This window comes from Pseudomonas sp. BB438, assembly GCF_057180225.1.
Genome location: NZ_CM170001.1, coordinates 4,429,684 through 4,445,955, shown reverse-complemented (window position 1 = coordinate 4,445,955; position 16,272 = coordinate 4,429,684). Strand labels below are relative to the sequence as shown.

General features: G+C 62.2%; 18 protein-coding genes and 1 pseudogene. 17 read left to right on the top strand and 2 right to left on the bottom strand.

Annotation, left to right across the window (positions count from 1 at the left end):
* Nucleotides 1-38 precede the first annotated feature (38 nt).
* Nucleotides 39-617: a Maf family protein gene (locus AC1ZV1_RS20325; protein ID WP_484293331.1), complete on the bottom strand. Its 579-nt coding sequence runs from the start codon at nucleotides 615-617 to the stop codon at nucleotides 39-41.
* A gap of 112 nt (nucleotides 618-729) precedes the next feature.
* On the opposite strand from AC1ZV1_RS20325, the gene AC1ZV1_RS20320 reads away from it, so the two are divergent.
* From AC1ZV1_RS20320 to AC1ZV1_RS20260, 13 genes are all read left to right on the top strand, one after another.
* Nucleotides 730-1,260: a YceD family protein gene (locus AC1ZV1_RS20320; RefSeq protein WP_045211618.1), complete on the top strand. Its 531-nt coding sequence runs from the start codon at nucleotides 730-732 to the stop codon at nucleotides 1,258-1,260.
* A gap of 13 nt (nucleotides 1,261-1,273) precedes the next feature.
* Complete coding sequence (gene rpmF, locus AC1ZV1_RS20315) at nucleotides 1,274-1,456, top strand: 50S ribosomal protein L32 (RefSeq protein ID WP_009621425.1); 183 nt, start codon at nucleotides 1,274-1,276, stop codon at nucleotides 1,454-1,456.
* A 3-nt stretch (nucleotides 1,457-1,459) separates the two neighbouring features.
* Nucleotides 1,460-2,467 (top strand): phosphate acyltransferase PlsX, encoded by a 1,008-nt coding sequence (plsX, locus tag AC1ZV1_RS20310; RefSeq protein WP_484293330.1) that lies wholly within the window; start codon nucleotides 1,460-1,462, stop codon nucleotides 2,465-2,467.
* A 104-nt stretch (nucleotides 2,468-2,571) separates the two neighbouring features.
* A complete protein-coding gene (gene fabD, locus AC1ZV1_RS20305) occupies nucleotides 2,572-3,510 on the top strand; it encodes an ACP S-malonyltransferase (RefSeq protein ID WP_484293329.1) in 939 nt (312 codons plus the stop codon).
* A gap of 14 nt (nucleotides 3,511-3,524) precedes the next feature.
* The gene (fabG, locus tag AC1ZV1_RS20300; protein WP_037014455.1) at nucleotides 3,525-4,268 is read left to right on the top strand and encodes a 3-oxoacyl-ACP reductase FabG; all 744 of its coding nucleotides are present in this window, start codon (nucleotides 3,525-3,527) and stop codon (nucleotides 4,266-4,268) included.
* Between the two features lie 192 nt (nucleotides 4,269-4,460).
* On the top strand, nucleotides 4,461-4,697 hold the full coding sequence (gene acpP / locus AC1ZV1_RS20295) for an acyl carrier protein (protein WP_015477931.1): 237 nt from the start codon (nucleotides 4,461-4,463) through the stop codon (nucleotides 4,695-4,697).
* Between the two features lie 118 nt (nucleotides 4,698-4,815).
* On the top strand, nucleotides 4,816-6,060 hold the full coding sequence (fabF, locus tag AC1ZV1_RS20290; protein WP_484293328.1) for a beta-ketoacyl-ACP synthase II: 1,245 nt from the start codon (nucleotides 4,816-4,818) through the stop codon (nucleotides 6,058-6,060).
* A complete protein-coding gene (gene pabC, locus AC1ZV1_RS20285; RefSeq protein WP_484293327.1) occupies nucleotides 6,060-6,875 on the top strand; it encodes an aminodeoxychorismate lyase in 816 nt (271 codons plus the stop codon). Before fabF ends, pabC begins: the two co-directional genes overlap by 1 nt.
* Before the next feature lie 6 nt (nucleotides 6,876-6,881).
* On the top strand, nucleotides 6,882-7,976 hold the full coding sequence (gene mltG / locus AC1ZV1_RS20280) for an endolytic transglycosylase MltG (protein ID WP_484297593.1): 1,095 nt from the start codon (nucleotides 6,882-6,884) through the stop codon (nucleotides 7,974-7,976).
* A 25-nt stretch (nucleotides 7,977-8,001) separates the two neighbouring features.
* Nucleotides 8,002-8,634 (top strand): dTMP kinase, encoded by a 633-nt coding sequence (tmk, locus tag AC1ZV1_RS20275; RefSeq protein WP_484293326.1) that lies wholly within the window; start codon nucleotides 8,002-8,004, stop codon nucleotides 8,632-8,634.
* The gene (locus tag AC1ZV1_RS20270) at nucleotides 8,627-9,613 is read left to right on the top strand and encodes a DNA polymerase III subunit delta' (protein WP_484293325.1); all 987 of its coding nucleotides are present in this window, start codon (nucleotides 8,627-8,629) and stop codon (nucleotides 9,611-9,613) included. Before tmk ends, AC1ZV1_RS20270 begins: the two co-directional genes overlap by 8 nt.
* A gap of 36 nt (nucleotides 9,614-9,649) precedes the next feature.
* Nucleotides 9,650-10,006, top strand: coding sequence for a PilZ domain-containing protein (locus tag AC1ZV1_RS20265; RefSeq protein ID WP_009621447.1), 357 nt, complete (start codon nucleotides 9,650-9,652; stop codon nucleotides 10,004-10,006).
* An 88-nt stretch (nucleotides 10,007-10,094) separates the two neighbouring features.
* Nucleotides 10,095-10,871 (top strand): TatD family hydrolase, encoded by a 777-nt coding sequence (locus AC1ZV1_RS20260; protein WP_484293324.1) that lies wholly within the window; start codon nucleotides 10,095-10,097, stop codon nucleotides 10,869-10,871.
* Between the two features lie 264 nt (nucleotides 10,872-11,135).
* On the opposite strand, the gene AC1ZV1_RS20255 is transcribed toward AC1ZV1_RS20260, so the two are convergent.
* Nucleotides 11,136-12,269: an aminotransferase class V-fold PLP-dependent enzyme gene (locus AC1ZV1_RS20255; RefSeq protein WP_484293323.1), complete on the bottom strand. Its 1,134-nt coding sequence runs from the start codon at nucleotides 12,267-12,269 to the stop codon at nucleotides 11,136-11,138.
* 84 nt (nucleotides 12,270-12,353) lie between these two features.
* Here AC1ZV1_RS20255 and AC1ZV1_RS20250 point away from each other — a divergent pair, with 84 nt between their 5' ends.
* The 4 genes and pseudogenes from AC1ZV1_RS20250 (at nucleotide 12,354) to AC1ZV1_RS20235 (ending at nucleotide 16,011) form a co-directional block, all read left to right on the top strand.
* Nucleotides 12,354-12,992, top strand: coding sequence for a TetR/AcrR family transcriptional regulator (locus tag AC1ZV1_RS20250; protein ID WP_017517621.1), 639 nt, complete (start codon nucleotides 12,354-12,356; stop codon nucleotides 12,990-12,992).
* Between the two features lie 94 nt (nucleotides 12,993-13,086).
* Nucleotides 13,087-14,055, top strand: coding sequence for a GTP 3',8-cyclase MoaA (locus AC1ZV1_RS20245; protein ID WP_484293322.1), 969 nt, complete (start codon nucleotides 13,087-13,089; stop codon nucleotides 14,053-14,055).
* A gap of 174 nt (nucleotides 14,056-14,229) precedes the next feature.
* Nucleotides 14,230-14,838: pseudogene (locus tag AC1ZV1_RS20240) on the top strand (response regulator); the annotation flags it as partial.
* Entirely contained in the window at nucleotides 14,815-16,011 is a 1,197-nt protein-coding gene (locus AC1ZV1_RS20235) for a PAS domain-containing sensor histidine kinase (protein WP_484297592.1), read from the top strand. The pseudogene AC1ZV1_RS20240 and the gene AC1ZV1_RS20235, both read left to right, overlap by 24 nt.
* Nucleotides 16,012-16,272: the final 261 nt, after the last annotated feature.

The following is a 16,272-nucleotide window of genomic DNA, read 5'->3' as shown; positions in this document are numbered from 1 at the left end:
GGCTGTTCGGGTCGGGCTTTCTATTTCAGGCTGTTCTTTCAGGGTACGGACACCTGCTCGGCGAGCAGCATATCTACCAGGCGAATCAGTGGCAGGCCGATCAGGCTGGTGGCGTCTTCGCCTTCGGTGGCGCGGAACAGGCTGACGCCCAGGCCCTCGGCCTTGAAGCTGCCGGCGCAGTCGAAGGGTTGTTCGGTCTCGAGGTAGCGGCGAATGCGTGCGTCATCGAGTACTCGGAAGTGCACGGTAAACGGTACGCAGTCGACCTGCGTCCGGCCACTCTGGCTGTTCAGCAGGCAGAGGCCGGTGAGGAAGCTCACGCTCTTGCCGCTGGCATCCTTCAATTGTCCAGTGGCGCGCTCAAGGTCGTGGGGCTTGCCGAGAATCCGATTGCCGTTCACTGCTGCCTGGTCCGAGCCGATGATCAGGTGGGCGGGGTAGCGCTGGGCCAGGGCGCGCGCTTTGCTCTCTGCCAGTCGGCGCACCAGTTGCTCGGCGGCCTCGCCGGGCCGGGGCGTTTCGTCGATGTCAGGGCTGGCGCATGCGAACGGCAGGCGCAGGCGCTGCAGCAATTCGCGGCGGTAGGGCGAGCTCGAAGCAAGGATCAGGGGTAACATGGAGAGTTCCTTCGGGGTATCGCCGCGATTCTAGCGAAAAGGGCTGTCCATACAGCGGTTTATGGCTAATTTCCTTTGACAGCTTCGGGTGCATCCCTATAATGGCGCGCTTATGTTGAATGGACCGATACCACCTCACGTTGATCCGCGCAAATTGGTAGAGCGCGCCGCCACCCTCGAGGGTGTGCTGCCGATCGCCAAGATGGCACGTCTCAGCGAGCAACTGACCAGCAGTGATGGCGATGTTCACGCGAAGTTTTCCTTCTTCCGTGATCAGCAGAAGCTGGCGGTCATGCACGTCGAGCTCAATGGCGAGGTGAGCATGGTATGCCAGCGCTGTCTCGAACCGGCCAAATTCCATGTGGGTGGTGAATACGATTACGTCATCATCCCGGAAGGTAAGTCGATCGATGATCTGCCGAGTGGCTACGATGCGCTGGAGGTGGGGGATGATCCCATCGACCTGACCTCGCTGGCTGAGGATGAGTTGCTGCTCGCCTTGCCCATCGTGCCGGTCCATGACCCTGAGGATTGCCAGCAGCCGGTGGGATACGCTACAGCGCCCGAACCGAGCGAGAACGTCGAAGAGCGGCCCAATCCGTTCAGCGTACTGGCGCAGTTGAAGCGTGACCCAAACGTTTAGGAGTTAATCAATCATGGCTGTTCAGCAGAACAAAAAATCCCGTTCCGCTCGTGACATGCGTCGTTCGCACGATGCCCTGGACGCGAACGCTCTGTCCGTGGAAAAGAGCACCGGTGAAGTTCACCTGCGCCACCACGTCTCCCCGGACGGTTTCTATCGCGGCCGCAAGGTCGTAGACAAAGGCTCTGACGAGTAATCTTTGTCCGCACCAATCATCGCGATTGATGCAATGGGTGGGGACTACGGTCCCCACTGCATTGTTCCGGCCTGCATTTCCTTTCTGGCCGAGCAAGCTTCCCTCCAGCTGGTCCTTGTTGGCCAAGCTCCTCTGATAGAAGAACACCTGCGCGGCCTTTCTCTGGCTGAGCGTCAGCGTCTTCACCTTCACCATGCCAGCGAAGTTGTCGCGATGGACGAGCGTCCGTCTCAGGCGCTGCGCGGCAAGCCCGACTCCTCGATGCGCGTTGCTCTCGAACTGGTTCGTGATGGCAAGGCTCATGCCTGCGTGAGTGCCGGCAATACCGGCGCGCTGATGGCGCTGTCCCGTTACCTGCTCAAGACCTTGCCCGGCATCGACCGTCCGGCGATGGTGACTGCTGTTCCGACGCAGGCGGGGCATTGTCATCTGCTGGACCTGGGCGCCAACGTTGACTGCAGTGCCGAGCATCTCTACCAGTTTGCTGTCATGGGGGCTGTCGCGGCAGAAACGCTGGGCAAGCGCAATCCCAGGGTTGCGTTGCTGAATGTCGGCACCGAAGACATCAAGGGCAATCAGCAGGTGAAGCTGGCGGCCAGTCTTCTGCAGCAGGCGCATGGCGTGAACTACATCGGCTACATCGAAGGCGATGGCCTGTATCGCGGTTTGGCCGATGTGGTGGTGTGCGACGGTTTCGTCGGCAACATCCTGCTCAAGTCCAGCGAAGGGTTGGCAGCGATGGTCGCGGCGCGTCTGGAGGAATTGTTCAACTCCAGCCTGCCGGCCAAGGCGGTTGGCCTGATGGCGATGCCGTTCCTGCGTCGGCTGCGTGGCGATCTCACGCCGTCGCAGCACAATGGTGCGAGTTTCCTGGGGTTGCAGGGCATTGTGGTGAAGAGCCATGGCAGCGCGAAAGAGGAGGGCATTCAGAGCGCCCTGCGTCGCGCGTTGCTGGAAGTTCGCGAGAATCTGCCCCAGCGGCTGCATGGCCGTCTGGAACATCTGCTCTAATGTGTGACCGCGGTCGCCAGACCGTCATCCAACTGTCAGTTCAATGCGCCAGGCTCTCGCCGGCGTTATCCATTTGACGACACAGACAAAAGGGACCTGTTGCAATGTCCGCATCCCTCGCCTTCGTATTTCCTGGCCAAGGTTCGCAGTCGCTCGGCATGCTCGCCGAACTGGGTGGCCAGTACGCCATCGTGCGCGAAACCTTCGCCGAAGCCTCTGCCGCCCTGGGATATGACCTCTGGGCCCTGGTGCAGGATGGTCCGGAAGAGCGCCTGAACCAGACCGATAAGACCCAGCCTGCCATCCTCACGGCTTCCATCGCGTTGTGGCGCCTGTGGCAGTCCGAAGGCGGCGTGCAGCCGGCTTACGTCGCCGGTCATAGCCTGGGTGAATACTCCGCGCTGGTTGCCGCCGGCAGCCTGGCCTTCACCGATGCGGTGAAGCTGGTGGAGCGCCGTGGCCAGCTGATGCAGGAAGCTGTACCGGCGGGCACGGGTGGCATGGCCGCCATCCTCGGGCTGGAAGATGCTGACGTCCTCGCTGCCTGCGCCGAAGCGGCCCAGGGCGACGTGGTCAGTGCCGTGAACTTCAATGCGCCTGGTCAGGTTGTGATCGCGGGTGCTGTCCCAGCCGTTGAGCGCGCCATCGAGGCGTGCAAGGCGCGTGGTGCCAAGCGTGCCGTGGCGCTGCCGGTCAGCGTGCCGTCGCATTGCGAACTGATGCGCCCTGCTGCCGAGCGTTTCGCCGACGCTGTTGAGGCCGTTCAGTGGCAGATGCCGCAGATCGCCCTGGTGCAGAACGTTTCCGCCCAGGTGCCGGCTGACCTAGCCGTGCTCAAGCGCGACCTGTTGGCGCAGCTCTACAGTCCGGTCCGCTGGGTCGAGAGCGTGCAGCTGCTCGCCGAGAAGGGCGTCACCGACCTGGTCGAGTGCGGCCCGGGCAAGGTGCTGGCTGGTTTGAACAAGCGTTGCGCCAAGGGCGTGACCACCCACAACCTGGACTCCGCGGACGCCTTCGGCGCAGCCCGCGCGGCTCTGGCTTGAACAGGAGATAAGGCATGAGTCTGCAAGGTAAGGTTGCCCTGGTTACCGGCGCGAGCCGCGGTATTGGCCAGGCCATCGCACTGGAACTGGGTCGCATGGGCGCCACCGTGGTTGGTACTGCGACCAGTGAGTCCGGCGCGCAGAAAATTTCCGAGTACCTCAAGGAAAACGGCATCCAGGGTTCGGGTATGGTCCTGGACGTCTCCAACGACGAGTCCGTGACCGCCGTTGTCGAAGCCATCCAGAAAGAATCCGGCGCGCCGGCTATCGTCGTCAATAACGCAGGTATCACCCGCGATAACCTGCTGATGCGCATGAAAGACGACGAGTGGTTCGATGTGGTCAATACCAACCTCAACAGCCTCTACCGTTTGTCGAAAGCTGTTCTGCGCGGTATGACCAAGGCACGCTGGGGTCGCATCATCAATATTGGCTCCGTCGTCGGTGCCATGGGCAATGCCGGGCAGACCAACTACGCGGCTGCCAAGGCCGGCCTGGAAGGCTTCACCCGCGCTCTGGCGCGTGAGGTCGGTTCCCGTGCGATCACCGTCAACGCGGTTGCTCCGGGCTTCATCGACACCGACATGACCCGCGAACTCCCCGAGGCGCAGCGTGAAGCACTGCTGGGTCAGATTCCGCTGGGTCGACTGGGACAAGCCGAAGAGATCGCCAAAGTGGTAGCATTCCTCGCTTCCGAGGGCGCAGCTTATGTAACGGGTGCCACGGTACCGGTGAATGGCGGAATGTACATGAGCTGATGTGACGAGTTCCTTCGTGGCGATGTCATATGCGCTGTCTAAAATTATCCGAGCGTTGTAACGCTGGAATAGACAGAGCATCTGGGTTGCCGCGAAAGGGCGTCAGCGTTCAGCTTGAAATGCAGAAAACCCTTTCTATACACTTACCCGCAGCCCAGCTGTACGGATTGTCCATAGGAGTGAAAACAAGGTATGAGCACCATCGAAGAACGCGTCAAGAAGATCGTTGCTGAGCAACTCGGCGTTAAGGAAGAAGAAGTTACCAACAGCGCTTCCTTCGTCGAAGACCTGGGCGCCGACTCCCTTGACACCGTTGAGCTGGTGATGGCTCTGGAAGAGGAATTCGAGACCGAAATCCCCGACGAGCAAGCCGAAAAGATCACCACCGTTCAGGAAGCCATCGACTACATCGTTGCCCACCAGGCATAAGACGTAGTCGTCGGTTTCCCGACGAAAGAAGCCGCACGGCCTGCAAAGGCGTGCGGCTTTTCTTTAACGCCGGCATCAGCCGGCGTTATTGCCGTGAAACGTATGAGAGGAAGTCACAGTGTCGCGTAGACGCGTAGTCATCACCGGCATGGGTATGTTGTCGCCCCTGGGTGTGGATGTGCCGAGCAGTTGGGAAGGCATTCTCGCCGGGCGCAGCGGTATCGCCCCGATCGAACACATGGACCTGTCCGCCTTTGCGACCCGTTTCGGCGGCTCGGTGAAAGGGTTCGACGTCGAGCAATACATGTCCGCCAAGGAAGCTCGCAAACTCGACCTGTTCATCCAGTACGGCCTGGCTGCCAGCTACCAGGCGGTGCGCGATTCCGGCCTGGAAGTCACCGACGCCAACCGGGAGCGCATCGGCGTTGCCATCGGTTCGGGTATCGGGGGGCTGACCAACATCGAAAACACCTGTCGTTCGCTGTTCGAGCAGGGGCCGCGGCGCATCTCGCCATTCTTTGTCCCTGGCTCGGTCATCAACATGGTTTCCGGGTTCCTGTCGATCAACCTCGGTCTGCAGGGGCCCAACTACGCCATCACCACCGCTTGCACCACCGGCACCCACAACATCGGCATGGCCGCGCGCAACATCGCCTACGGCGACGCTGACGTGATGGTAGCCGGTGGGTCCGAGATGGCGGCTTGTGGTCTTGGCCTGGGCGGCTTCGGCGCCGCTCGCGCACTGTCCACCCGTAACGACGAGCCGACCAAGGCCAGCCGTCCGTGGGACCAGGACCGCGACGGCTTCGTACTTTCCGACGGCGCAGGCGCGCTGGTACTGGAAGAACTGGAGCACGCCAAGGCTCGTGGTGCGCGCATCTATGCTGAAGTCGTCGGCTTCGGCATGAGCGGTGACGCTTTCCACATGACCGCTCCGCCGGAAGATGGCGCCGGTGCTGCCCGCTGCATGAAAGCCGCGCTGCGCGATGCCGGGCTGAACCCTGAGCAGGTCGACTACATCAATGCCCACGGCACCTCGACGCCGGCCGGCGACATCGCGGAAATCGCCGCGGTGAAGTCGATTTTCGGCGACCACGCCTACCAGCTGTCGATGAGCTCCACCAAGTCCATGACAGGCCACCTGCTGGGTGCTGCCGGTGCGGTCGAGGCGATCTTCTGCGTGCTCGCATTGCGTGATCAGGTTGCCCCGCCGACCATCAACCTGGATAACCCCAGCGAAGGCTGCGACCTCGACCTGGTCGCCCATCAGGCCAAGGAGCGTCCAATTGACGTCGCTTTGTCCAACTCCTTCGGCTTCGGTGGTACCAACGGCTCCCTGGTGTTCCGCCGGTTCCACGGCTGATGCTGAGCTGGATCGACGGCCAGAGTGCCGAGGCCCTGTCCGCGCGAGATCGCGGACTGGCCTACGGTGACGGGTTGTTCGAGACCATCCGCGTGTCCGCAGGCCGTCCGCGCCTGCTGGCACGCCATCGGGCGAGGCTGGAGGAGGGCGTTCGACGCCTGTCCCTGCCAGTCTCTCTCGATCTCGTCGAAGACGAACTCCTGCGTTTCTCCGCCTTGCTCGGTGATGGCGTTGCCAAGCTGATGCTGACCCGTGGCGAGGGCGCGCGCGGCTATGCACCGCAGGCCGATGCCCAAGTGCGCCGCCTGCTGCTGGCCTCGCCGGCGCCGGCTTATCCGGCGAAGCACTGGCAGGAGGGCGTGAGGCTTTTCCCTTGCACCACGCGCTTGGCTGAGCAGCCATTGCTGGCTGGTCTCAAACACCTCAATCGCCTTGAACAGGTGCTGGCCCGTGCCGAATGGACGGACGTCGCTTTCGCCGAAGGTTTGATGCGTGATGTTTCCGGACGTATCGTCGAAGGCGTGTTCAGCAACCTGTTCCTGGTGAGGGAGGGCGAACTGATCACGGCCGAGCTCAGCCGCTGTGGCGTTGCCGGCGTGATGCGTGCGGAAGTCATGGAGCGCGCCCGCGCGCTGGGTGTGCCGGTCATCGTGCGTGACATCGAGCACGGCGAACTGGCACAGGCCGACGAGGTCTTTCTCTGCAACAGCCTCTACGGTATCTGGCCGGTGCGCGGCGCTGCCGAGCACGCTTGGCCGGTCGGGCCGCTGACCCGTAAACTGCAGGGCCAACTTCGCGAACTTCTGGATTTCTGATACGTGATGCGCAAATTGCTGGTGCTGCTGGAAGGCGGCCTGTTGCTGGCCGGGCTGTTGCTGGGCCTGGCTGCCTGGGAGCAGCACCGTGCGCTGCAGCAACCGCTCCAACTCACCGAAGAGCGTCTACTTGACGCTCCTGTCGGCGCCACCCCCGGCCGTCTGCTGACCCGCCTGGAGGACGAAGACGTCCTGCACGGTGGCTTCTGGCTGCGCCTGTACTGGCGTTTCAACTTGGCCGGTGAGGCGCTCCACACGGGCGAATATCGCCTGACGCCCGGCATGACCGCTGCCCAGTTGCTCGACCTGTGGCGTGAGGGCGATGTGGTGCAGTACGGCCTTACTCTCGTGGAAGGCTGGAACTTCCATCAGGTGCGCGAGCTGCTCGCCCGTCAGCCCAAGCTGGACCAGACCCTGAACGGCCTCAGCGATGCCGAGGTGATGGCGAAGCTGGGCAAGCCCGGGGTCTTCCCGGAAGGCCGCTTCTTCCCTGACACTTACCGCTTCGTCCGCGGCACCAAGGACGTCGACATCCTGAAGCACGCGTTCCAGCGCATGGACACGATCCTGGCCGAGGAGTGGGACAAGCGCAGTGACGACCTGCCCTACAAGGACTCCTACCAGGCGCTGATCATGGCGTCGCTGGTGGAGAAGGAAACCGGCGTTCCCCAGGAACGCGGGCAGATCGCCGGCGTCTTCGTGCGCCGCCTGCAGAAGAACATGCTGTTGCAGACCGACCCGACCGTCATCTACGGCATGGGCGAACGCTACGCCGGCAAGATCACCCGCGCCGACCTGCGCACGCCAACGCCGTACAACACCTATGTGGTTGCCGGCCTGCCGCCGACACCCATTGCGCTGCCCGGCCGCGAAGCGATCCATGCCGCGCTCAATCCGGCGCAAGGGCAAAGCCTGTACTTCGTTGCGCGCGGCGATGGCAGCCATACCTTCTCCGACAACCTCGACGACCACAACAAGGCCGTCCAGGAATTCCAGATCAAGCGCCGCGCCGACTACCGTTCCAGTCCGGCGCCCGTTCCGCTGTCGACGCCGACGCCTGCAGCGGATGCGCCAGCCGGCGATGTCCCGGCGGCGAAATAGCCCGACAATACAAGGAGTGAGCCGAGTGACCGGCCTGTTCATCACCCTGGAAGGCCCCGAAGGCGCGGGCAAGAGCACCAACCGCGAATACCTGGCCGAGCGCCTGCGCGAGCGCGGTATTGAGGTCCAGCTGACCCGCGAGCCCGGCGGCACGCCGTTGGCAGAGCGTATCCGCGAATTGCTGCTCGACCCGAGTGACGAGAAGATGGCAGTGGACACCGAGCTGCTGCTGGTCTTCGCCGCTCGTGCCCAGCATATCGCCGAGGTGATCCGTCCCGCTCTCGAACGTGGCGCCGTGGTGCTGTGCGATCGATTTACCGACGCAACCTATGCCTATCAGGGCGGCGGTCGTGGCCTACCGGTCGAGCGCATCGCGCAACTGGAGCGTTTCGTCCAGGGCGGCCTGCGTCCGGACCTGACCCTGGTGTTCGATCTGCCGGTGGAAATCGGCCTGTCCCGTGCGGCTGCGCGTGGCCGGCTGGATCGTTTCGAGCGGGAAGGCCGCACGTTCTTCGAAGCAGTGCGAAATACCTACCTGGATCGTGCTCGTGCCGAACCGGCTCGATATCACGTCCTTGATGCCGCGCAGACGCTGGTCGAGGTGCAGCGTGACCTGGATAGCCTGTTGCCGACCTTGCTGGAGCGCCTGCATGGCTGACATCTATCCCTGGCAGCAGGGCCTCTGGCAGCAGCTCAGTAGCCGCCCACGCCACGCCCATGCCTATCTGCTGCACGGGCCGGCAGGCATCGGCAAGCGTGTGCTGGCAGAGCATCTCGTGCATCTGCTGCTCTGCCAACGGCCCGACGCCGGCAAGGCGTGCGGGCAGTGCAAGGCCTGCCAACTGCTCGCGGCTGGCACGCACCCGGATTACTTCCTGCTGGAGCCGGAAGAGCCGGAGAAGCCCATCCGCGTCGACCAGGTCCGCGAGTTGGTGCAGTTCGTGGTGCAGACCGCCCAGTTGGGCGGGCGCAAGGTCGTGCTCCTGGAGCCGGCCGAGGCCATGAACCTCAACGCGGCCAACGCGCTGCTGAAAAGCCTGGAAGAGCCGTCCGGCGACACGGTACTGTTGTTGATCAGCCATCAGCCCAGCCGACTGCTGCCGACCATCAAGAGCCGCTGCGTGCAGCAGGCCTGTCCACAGCCGACCACCGAGCAGGCGCGAGCCTGGCTGGCAGGCTCGCTGCCCGGGGAATCGACGGAGGCGCTGGACGAGTTGCTGGTGCTGGCCGGTGGATCGCCGCTCACCGCATTGCGCCTGCAGGGGCAGGGCGTGCGCGAGCAGCGCGTGCAGGTGGTGGAGGGGGTCAAGAAGCTGCTCAAGCAGCAGGTTGCGCCAGGTCAGCTGGCAGAAAGCTGGAACGGCGTACCTTTGCAGCTGCTGTTCGACTGGTTTTGCGACTGGTCGCTGTTGGTCCTGCGCTATCAGTTGGCCCGCGACGAAGAGGGGCTGGGTCTGACCGACATGCGCAAGGTCGTGCAGTATCTCGCTGACAAATCGACGCAGCCCAAGGTGCTGGCGATGCAGGACTGGCTGCTGCTGCAACGGCAGAAAGTCCTCAATAAAGCCAACCTGAACCGTGCCTTGCTTCTCGAAGCCTTGCTCGTACAGTGGGCAAGTCTCCCCGGGCCGGGCTAGAATCCGGCCATCGGAAAATTCTGCCAGGACAGCTGAATGAGCTTGCCACCAAATCTGGGTCCGCGTAACGGAATCCTGTCCCTGACCATCAAGGACAAATCCGTGCTGTATGCCGCCTACATGCCGTTCATCCGCAATGGCGGGCTGTTCATTCCGACCAACAAGACCTACAAGCTGGGCGATGAGGTCTTCATGCTGCTCAACCTGATGGATGAGCCGGAGAAAATCCCAGTCGCCGGCAAGGTGGTCTGGATTACCCCGAAAGGCGCCCAGGGCAACCGCGCGGCCGGCATCGGTGTGCAGTTCAACGATGGCGACAACACGGCGCGCAACAAGATCGAGACCTACCTCGCTGGCGCGCTGAAGTCGGACCGCCCGACCCATACCATGTAGCTCATACCCTGTAGAATGCGCAGCCTATACAGGCTGCAAGCACGAAGCGCCCTCAGGGGCGCTTCGTCATTTTCCGGAGAGTGTTTTCATGTTGGTCGATTCCCACTGCCACCTCGATCGTCTCGATCTCGCCGCCCACGACGGGTCGCTGGATGCGGCGCTGGACGCTGCCCGTGCGCGCGGCGTCAGCCAGTTCCTGTGCATCGGCGTCAGCGCGGACAACGCCAAGGCAGTGAAGGACCTGGCTGATCGTTACGCTGATGTGCATTGCTCGGTGGGCGTCCACCCGCTGGATCTGGAGCCGGGCGCTGCGCCTGCGCTGGACTGGCTGCTGGGCGAGCTGAACCACCCGCGTGTAGTGGCCATCGGCGAGACCGGCCTGGACTATCACTACGAGCCCGAAGCCGCCGAGCTGCAGCAGGAAGCCTTCCGCCTGCACCTGGAGGCCGCCAGGGTGACCGGCAAGCCGGTCATCGTGCATACCCGCGAAGCGCGCGCCGATACCCTGGCGCTGCTGCGCGAGGCGGCACTGCCGCAGGCTGGCGTGCTGCATTGTTTCACCGAGGACTGGGAGATGGCCAAGGCGGCGCTGGATATCGGCTTCTACATCTCGCTCTCGGGCATCGTCACCTTCCGCAATGCCGAGCAGTTGCGCGAAGTGGCACGCCAGGTGCCGGTGGATCGCCTGCTGGTGGAAACCGATTCGCCCTATCTAGCGCCTGTGCCTCACCGTGGCAAGCCGAACCTGCCAGAGTACGTGCGCGACGTCGCCGAGTACCTCGCCGTGCTGCGCGGGGTGAGCTTCGAGACCTTGGCCGAGCAGACCACCGCCAACTTCCACCGGCTGTTCCCGCTCGCGACCTGATTGCATCGGCGCGGATACATTTCCTGCGCGCAAAAAAAACCCGGGTTCTGGGGGATGAATCCGGGTCAAGACCATTAGGAGTGTAACAATAAGGTACGCGATCCTCGGTACCTTCACCGGCGGGGCACTTGGGGGGAGATGCCGCGCACCGGTATCTACAAGTATTGGTCAAGATGCGGCGGCTGCCACAGGGTGCCCGGGGTTTTTTAAACGGATTTGGAATACATCACACCGGGCTGAGCAGCTTTCTCGGTCGCGCCTGCGTTATTGCCCTGCCAGAGCCCCGATCAGCTCCAGGGTTTCCTCGATTACCGCCTCGCTGGTGTAGAAGTGCGGCGAGAAGCGGATACCGGCGCCACGCTGGATGCATACCACCTGCTCGGCGCGCAGGCGCTCCAGCAGCCGGGTATTGTCCCAGCTGGCGAGGCTGAAGGTCAGGATGCCAGCGCGACGCGCCGGGTCCTGCGGACTATGCAATGACGCGCCGCCGATTCGCTCGAGTCCGTCGTGCAGTTGCTGGACGCGCGCCTGCACCCGTTCGCCCACGGTCGGCATGCCCACCTCTTCCAGCAGGCTGAGGCTGGCTTCCAGGGCCACCGCGCCGAGCATGTTCGGGCTGCCGCACTCGAAGCGGCGAGCGCTGCGCGCCGGCTGCCAGGCGGCCAGGTCGTAGTTGCCGGCGTTTTCCAGCATGTGCCAGCCATACTCCTGCAGCGCCAGTTGCTCGCGCTCGGCGGCGCGGCAATAGAACACCCCCAGACCTTCCGGGCCGAGCATCCATTTGTGCCCGTCGGCCATGGCGAAGGCGCAGTCGTAGGCCTGGACATCGAAGGGCAAAGCGCCCAGTTGCTGGATGGCATCGATGCAGTACAGCACCCCGCGCTGTCGGCAGCCGGCGCCGAGGCGCTCCAGGTCCATGCGCAGACCGCTGGCGTACTGAACGGCGCTGATCGACAGCAGGCGAGTCCGTGGTGTGCAGGCGGCCAGCAGATCGCCTTCCGGGTCGTTTCCGTCCAGGCTCACCTGAATGACCTCTACGCCGCGTGGCTTCAGCGCTTCCCAGACGACGCGGTTGGAGGGGAACTCCTGGTCGCTGATCACCACCTGGTCGCCGGCGCGCCAGTCCAGTCCGAAGGCGACGAACGACAGCGCCTCGGAGGTGTTTTTCACCAGCGCGATATCGCCGGTGGTCCGGGCGCCGACAAGGCGCATCAGGCGCTCACGCAGACGCTTTTCGATGGTCAGCCACTGCGGGTAATCGCGGGCGCCCTGCAGGATGTTTTCCTGGGCGAAGGCGGAGACGGCATCTGCGGCGCGCTTGGGCCAGGGAGCGACCGCCGCGTGGTTCAGGTAGCGCAGGCCGGAATGCTGGGGAAACTCGGAAGAAAAGCTAATCATGTCGGATGATCCGTGCAATTTGGCGCTGAATAGGCATAATACGCGGCTTCGAATTTTGACTATTTTTGACCGAACAGTCTTTTTATGCAGAAAGAGCCGCGCAAGGTTCGCGAATTCCGTCGTCGCGAACAGGAAATCCTCGACACCGCCCTCAAGCTGTTCCTTGAACAGGGCGAAGACAGTGTCACGGTCGAAATGATCGCCGATGCCGTGGGTATCGGCAAAGGCACCATCTACAAGCACTTCAAGTCCAAGGCGGAGATCTACCTGCGCCTGATGCTGGATTACGAGCGCGATCTGGCCGACCTGTTCCACTCCGAAGACGTCGCCCGCGACAAGGAGCGCCTGTCGCGCGCCTACTTCGAGTTCCGCATGCGTGACCCGCAGCGCTACCGGCTGTTCGACCGCCTGGAAGAGAAGGTGGTGAAGACCAGCCAGGTCCCGGAGATGGTCGAGGAGTTGCACAAGATCCGCGAGTCCAACTTCGAGCGGCTGAGCCAATTGATCAAGGAACGCATCGCGGCGGGGAAGCTGGAAGACGTGCCGGCCTACTTCCACTACTGCGCTGCCTGGGCGCTGGTGCATGGCGCCGTGGCGCTGTATCACTCGCCGTTCTGGCGTGATGTACTGGAGGACCAGGAAGGCTTCTTCCAGTTCCTGATGGACATCGGCGTGCGCATGGGCAACAAGCGCAAGCGCGATGGCGATACGCCGGCCGCCTGAGTCGCCATTCAGCTTGCCCATCGTCGCGGTTGCGACAGGGCTTGTGGTGAGGGTGGGGATATACTTGCATGAGTGATTCCCACCGGAGCCGAGCATGATCGTCGACCGCCAGGGCAGGCGTTTCCGCAATCTGCGGGTCAGCCTGACCGCCGCGTGCAACTACGCCTGCACCTATTGCGTGCCGGACGGCAAGCGTCTGGTCGCCGCACAGGACGAGCTGTCCGCCGAATCGCTGGTGCGTGGGGTCGCGTATCTGATCGAAGCCGCTGGTATCGAGCGCTTGCGGGTCACCGGCGGTGAGCCACTGGTCAGTCCGAAGCTGGATGCCTTCCTGCATGGTGTCAGTCGCCTTGGCCTGCAGGACATCGCGATCACCACCAACGGCCAACTCCTGTCGAAAAAGCTGCCGCTGTTGCGGGACTGCGGCATCCGCCGCCTCAATGTTTCCCTCGATACGCTGGACGCCGATGCCTTTCGCCGCATCGCCCGTGGCGGTGACCTGGCAACCGTGCTCAAGGGCCTCGACGAAGCACGCACCGCAGGGTTGAGGATCAAGCTCAACATGGTGCCGCTGCGCGGGCAGAACCTCGACCAGGTTGTTCCGCTGCTGGACTACTGCCTGGAGCACGGCTTCGAGCTGCGCTTCATCGAGTTGATGCGGATGGGACACCTGGCCCGCGACCCGAACGCTTTCAACCAGCAGTTCATCGGCATGCAGGAATTGCTGGAGCTGATCGGCGAAGATCACCCTTATATCCAGGCCAACGCACCGGTGGATGCTACTGCGCTGCGCTATGAAGTGCCGGGGCGGGGCTTCTTTGGCGTGATCGCCAACGAGAGCGTGCCGTTCTGCCGTACCTGCTCGCGCCTACGCCTGTCGTCCACCGGCTGGCTGCACGGCTGCCTGTCGTCGAGCAATCGCCACTACGTCGGTGATTTGCTGGACAAGCCGCGCCACCAGGCCCTGCCGGCCCTGCAGCGTCTGCTGGTACACGCTCTGGCGGACAAGCAGGAAGTCGCCTTCTCCGGTGGCGTCACCATCATGAAGATCATCGGCGGTTGATACTGCTTCTCGCCGCGCTGTCGTCCGTCGGCAGTGGGCCGCTGTCTTCTCTCATCTCTTGTTTCCGCACGCTCTGCCGTGTCCCGTGTGCATGTCCGGGAAATTTTCTTCTGCTGCAAGCGTATCCACTTAACTTGGGCTAGAAGGAGAGATAGTCATTCCGAGAGAGGCGCCATGAGCAAGATTCTGATTGTCGACGAGCAACCCTTAACGCGCGAAGCGTTGCGCCTTTTACTGGAGAATGATCGGCATGAAGTCGTTGCCGAAGCCGACAATGGTTTCGCGGCACTCCAGCAAGTGCGGGACTTCCAGCCGGAAATCATGATCCTTGAACTATCCATCCCGCGCCTGGGTGGGCTGGAGGTCATACAGCGTCTTGCAGCGCAGCGGGTTCCGATAAAAACCTTGGTACTGACGTCTCAGGATTCTGAATACTTCGCCGGCCGTTGCCTCGCCGCAGGGGCGACTGGCTTCGTCAGCAAGCAGGCGGACTCCGAGGAAGTTCTGCAGGCTGTCCGCGCGCTCATCAAGGGAGCCAGCTACTTCCCTTCCAGCAGGCTCGGGACAGTCAATACGGCGGAACAGGTCCGGCTGGATAAGTTGTCGGTGCGGGAGTTGAGCGTCCTGCAGTTCCTGGCCAAGGGGATGAGCAATATCGCCATCGCTGATCAACTGGCGATCAGCGACAAGACCGTTAGCACTTACAAGACCCGGCTGATGGAGAAGATGCAGGCCAAGTCGCTGGTGGAGTTGGTCGATATTGCGCGGCGGCATGACCTGATCGAAGGGGAGAGCACCAAGACAGAGGTCGCCCAGATCGAGTTCGATGAGGAGCAGCAGAAAGAGCTGTCGCTTCTCAGGCACATAATTGACGGTATTCCATACCCGGTTTCCCTTCGCGCGCTCGATACCCGCGTTCTGTTCTGTAATCAGGCTGCGGTGGACTTTCTGGGCGTGCCGATGGAGGGGATTATCGGCAAACGGGTTGGTGAGATGGGGGAGTTTCTTGATCCCAATGAAGCGGAACTGCTGAAGAACAATCTGATTGCTGCCATCAGGGAAGGCGAGGCTTTTGAAATTGATGTAGAGGTAAGGTTGAAGCAGGGGCGTTGTGTGCTTCGCCACTGGGGAAAACCTTATCGGGATAAGAACGGAACGTTGATCGGTGCCGTCTGTGGCTCAATCAATATTACCGACCAGGATGACGTGGTAAGGAGCCTGCGTAATACTAATGCCCGCATTGAAGTGATCAGCCAGGGCAAGACCGAATACCTCAGAGGCATCGCGGAAGAAATCCAGGGACCTCTTCAGAATATCATTGCAATGATCAATCTGCGGCTGAGCCAGTCCGAGTCCGACCCGCTCAACAAGCCTCTGCTGGTAGCCCGCTCGGTATCTTCGAACCTTCTGCGCGTTCTGGATGATGTGCAACTGCTCTGCCGCGCAAAGGCCGGGCGTGTGCAGCTCATCAAGCAGGAGATCGATTTGCGAGAGCTGGTTGCACGGCAGTTGGATGCTGTCAGTGAGAAGGCCAGATCAAAGGGGTTGGAATTGAATTCCAACTTCGACCTGGCACTTCAGGCGAACGTCTGGTGTGATTCCCGGTGTCTCGAGCAAATCATCCAGATCTTGCTCGACAATGCGATCAGCTACACCGATGAAGGTTCCGTTCTTGTCCGGCTTAGCGCCAGGGGACAGGGCAAGGGATTGGTCGAGGTGCAATTTGAGGTGGTTGATACGGGCGTTGGTATTTCCGCATCGGATCAACGGAATCTCTTTGAGCCCTTCTCCTATGACATTGATGGCACGCGCATAGGGCAAGGAAGGTCAAGTCTGGGGCTTGCCTTGTGCAAGAGCCTGGTTTCGTTGATGGGTGGGAGCGTTTCTGCGCAGAGTCAATTGGGGGTTGGCACTGAGATTCGAGTAAGTCTGGTTGTTCCTGATGCTGCCCGCTAATCAAAAGACTGGATTGTTCCGGAGTTGTTCAGCAAGTGGAGGGCTCCGGCTCTGCTGCGAGAGCGTCGAGCGATGCCGCCAGTTGTTGATCAGGTGCGCCTGGGCCGGGAATGGAAGCTGTACTCGATTTAACTGACGTGTCACCCGAACATGCGCTTCAGGTCGTTATTTCATGGCGCGTACAACATGAAAAATGGGCGCTCCAGGCGCCCATGTCTCATCCAACCGAAAACTGCCGGGACGATGGATCAGCCCGGCACG

Coding starts and splice junctions, on each gene's coding strand:
- AC1ZV1_RS20325 (WP_484293331.1), bottom strand. CDS start 617: ATGTTACCCCTGATCCTTGCTTCGAGCTCGCCCTACCGCCGCGAATTG.
- AC1ZV1_RS20320 (WP_045211618.1), top strand. CDS start 730: ATGTTGAATGGACCGATACCACCTCACGTTGATCCGCGCAAATTGGTA.
- rpmF (WP_009621425.1), top strand. CDS start 1,274: ATGGCTGTTCAGCAGAACAAAAAATCCCGTTCCGCTCGTGACATGCGT.
- fabD (WP_484293329.1), top strand. CDS start 2,572: ATGTCCGCATCCCTCGCCTTCGTATTTCCTGGCCAAGGTTCGCAGTCG.
- fabG (WP_037014455.1), top strand. CDS start 3,525: ATGAGTCTGCAAGGTAAGGTTGCCCTGGTTACCGGCGCGAGCCGCGGT.
- acpP (WP_015477931.1), top strand. CDS start 4,461: ATGAGCACCATCGAAGAACGCGTCAAGAAGATCGTTGCTGAGCAACTC.
- pabC (WP_484293327.1), top strand. CDS start 6,060: ATGCTGAGCTGGATCGACGGCCAGAGTGCCGAGGCCCTGTCCGCGCGA.
- mltG (WP_484297593.1), top strand. CDS start 6,882: ATGCGCAAATTGCTGGTGCTGCTGGAAGGCGGCCTGTTGCTGGCCGGG.
- AC1ZV1_RS20270 (WP_484293325.1), top strand. CDS start 8,627: ATGGCTGACATCTATCCCTGGCAGCAGGGCCTCTGGCAGCAGCTCAGT.
- AC1ZV1_RS20265 (WP_009621447.1), top strand. CDS start 9,650: ATGAGCTTGCCACCAAATCTGGGTCCGCGTAACGGAATCCTGTCCCTG.
- AC1ZV1_RS20260 (WP_484293324.1), top strand. CDS start 10,095: ATGTTGGTCGATTCCCACTGCCACCTCGATCGTCTCGATCTCGCCGCC.
- AC1ZV1_RS20255 (WP_484293323.1), bottom strand. CDS start 12,269: ATGATTAGCTTTTCTTCCGAGTTTCCCCAGCATTCCGGCCTGCGCTAC.
- AC1ZV1_RS20250 (WP_017517621.1), top strand. CDS start 12,354: ATGCAGAAAGAGCCGCGCAAGGTTCGCGAATTCCGTCGTCGCGAACAG.
- AC1ZV1_RS20245 (WP_484293322.1), top strand. CDS start 13,087: ATGATCGTCGACCGCCAGGGCAGGCGTTTCCGCAATCTGCGGGTCAGC.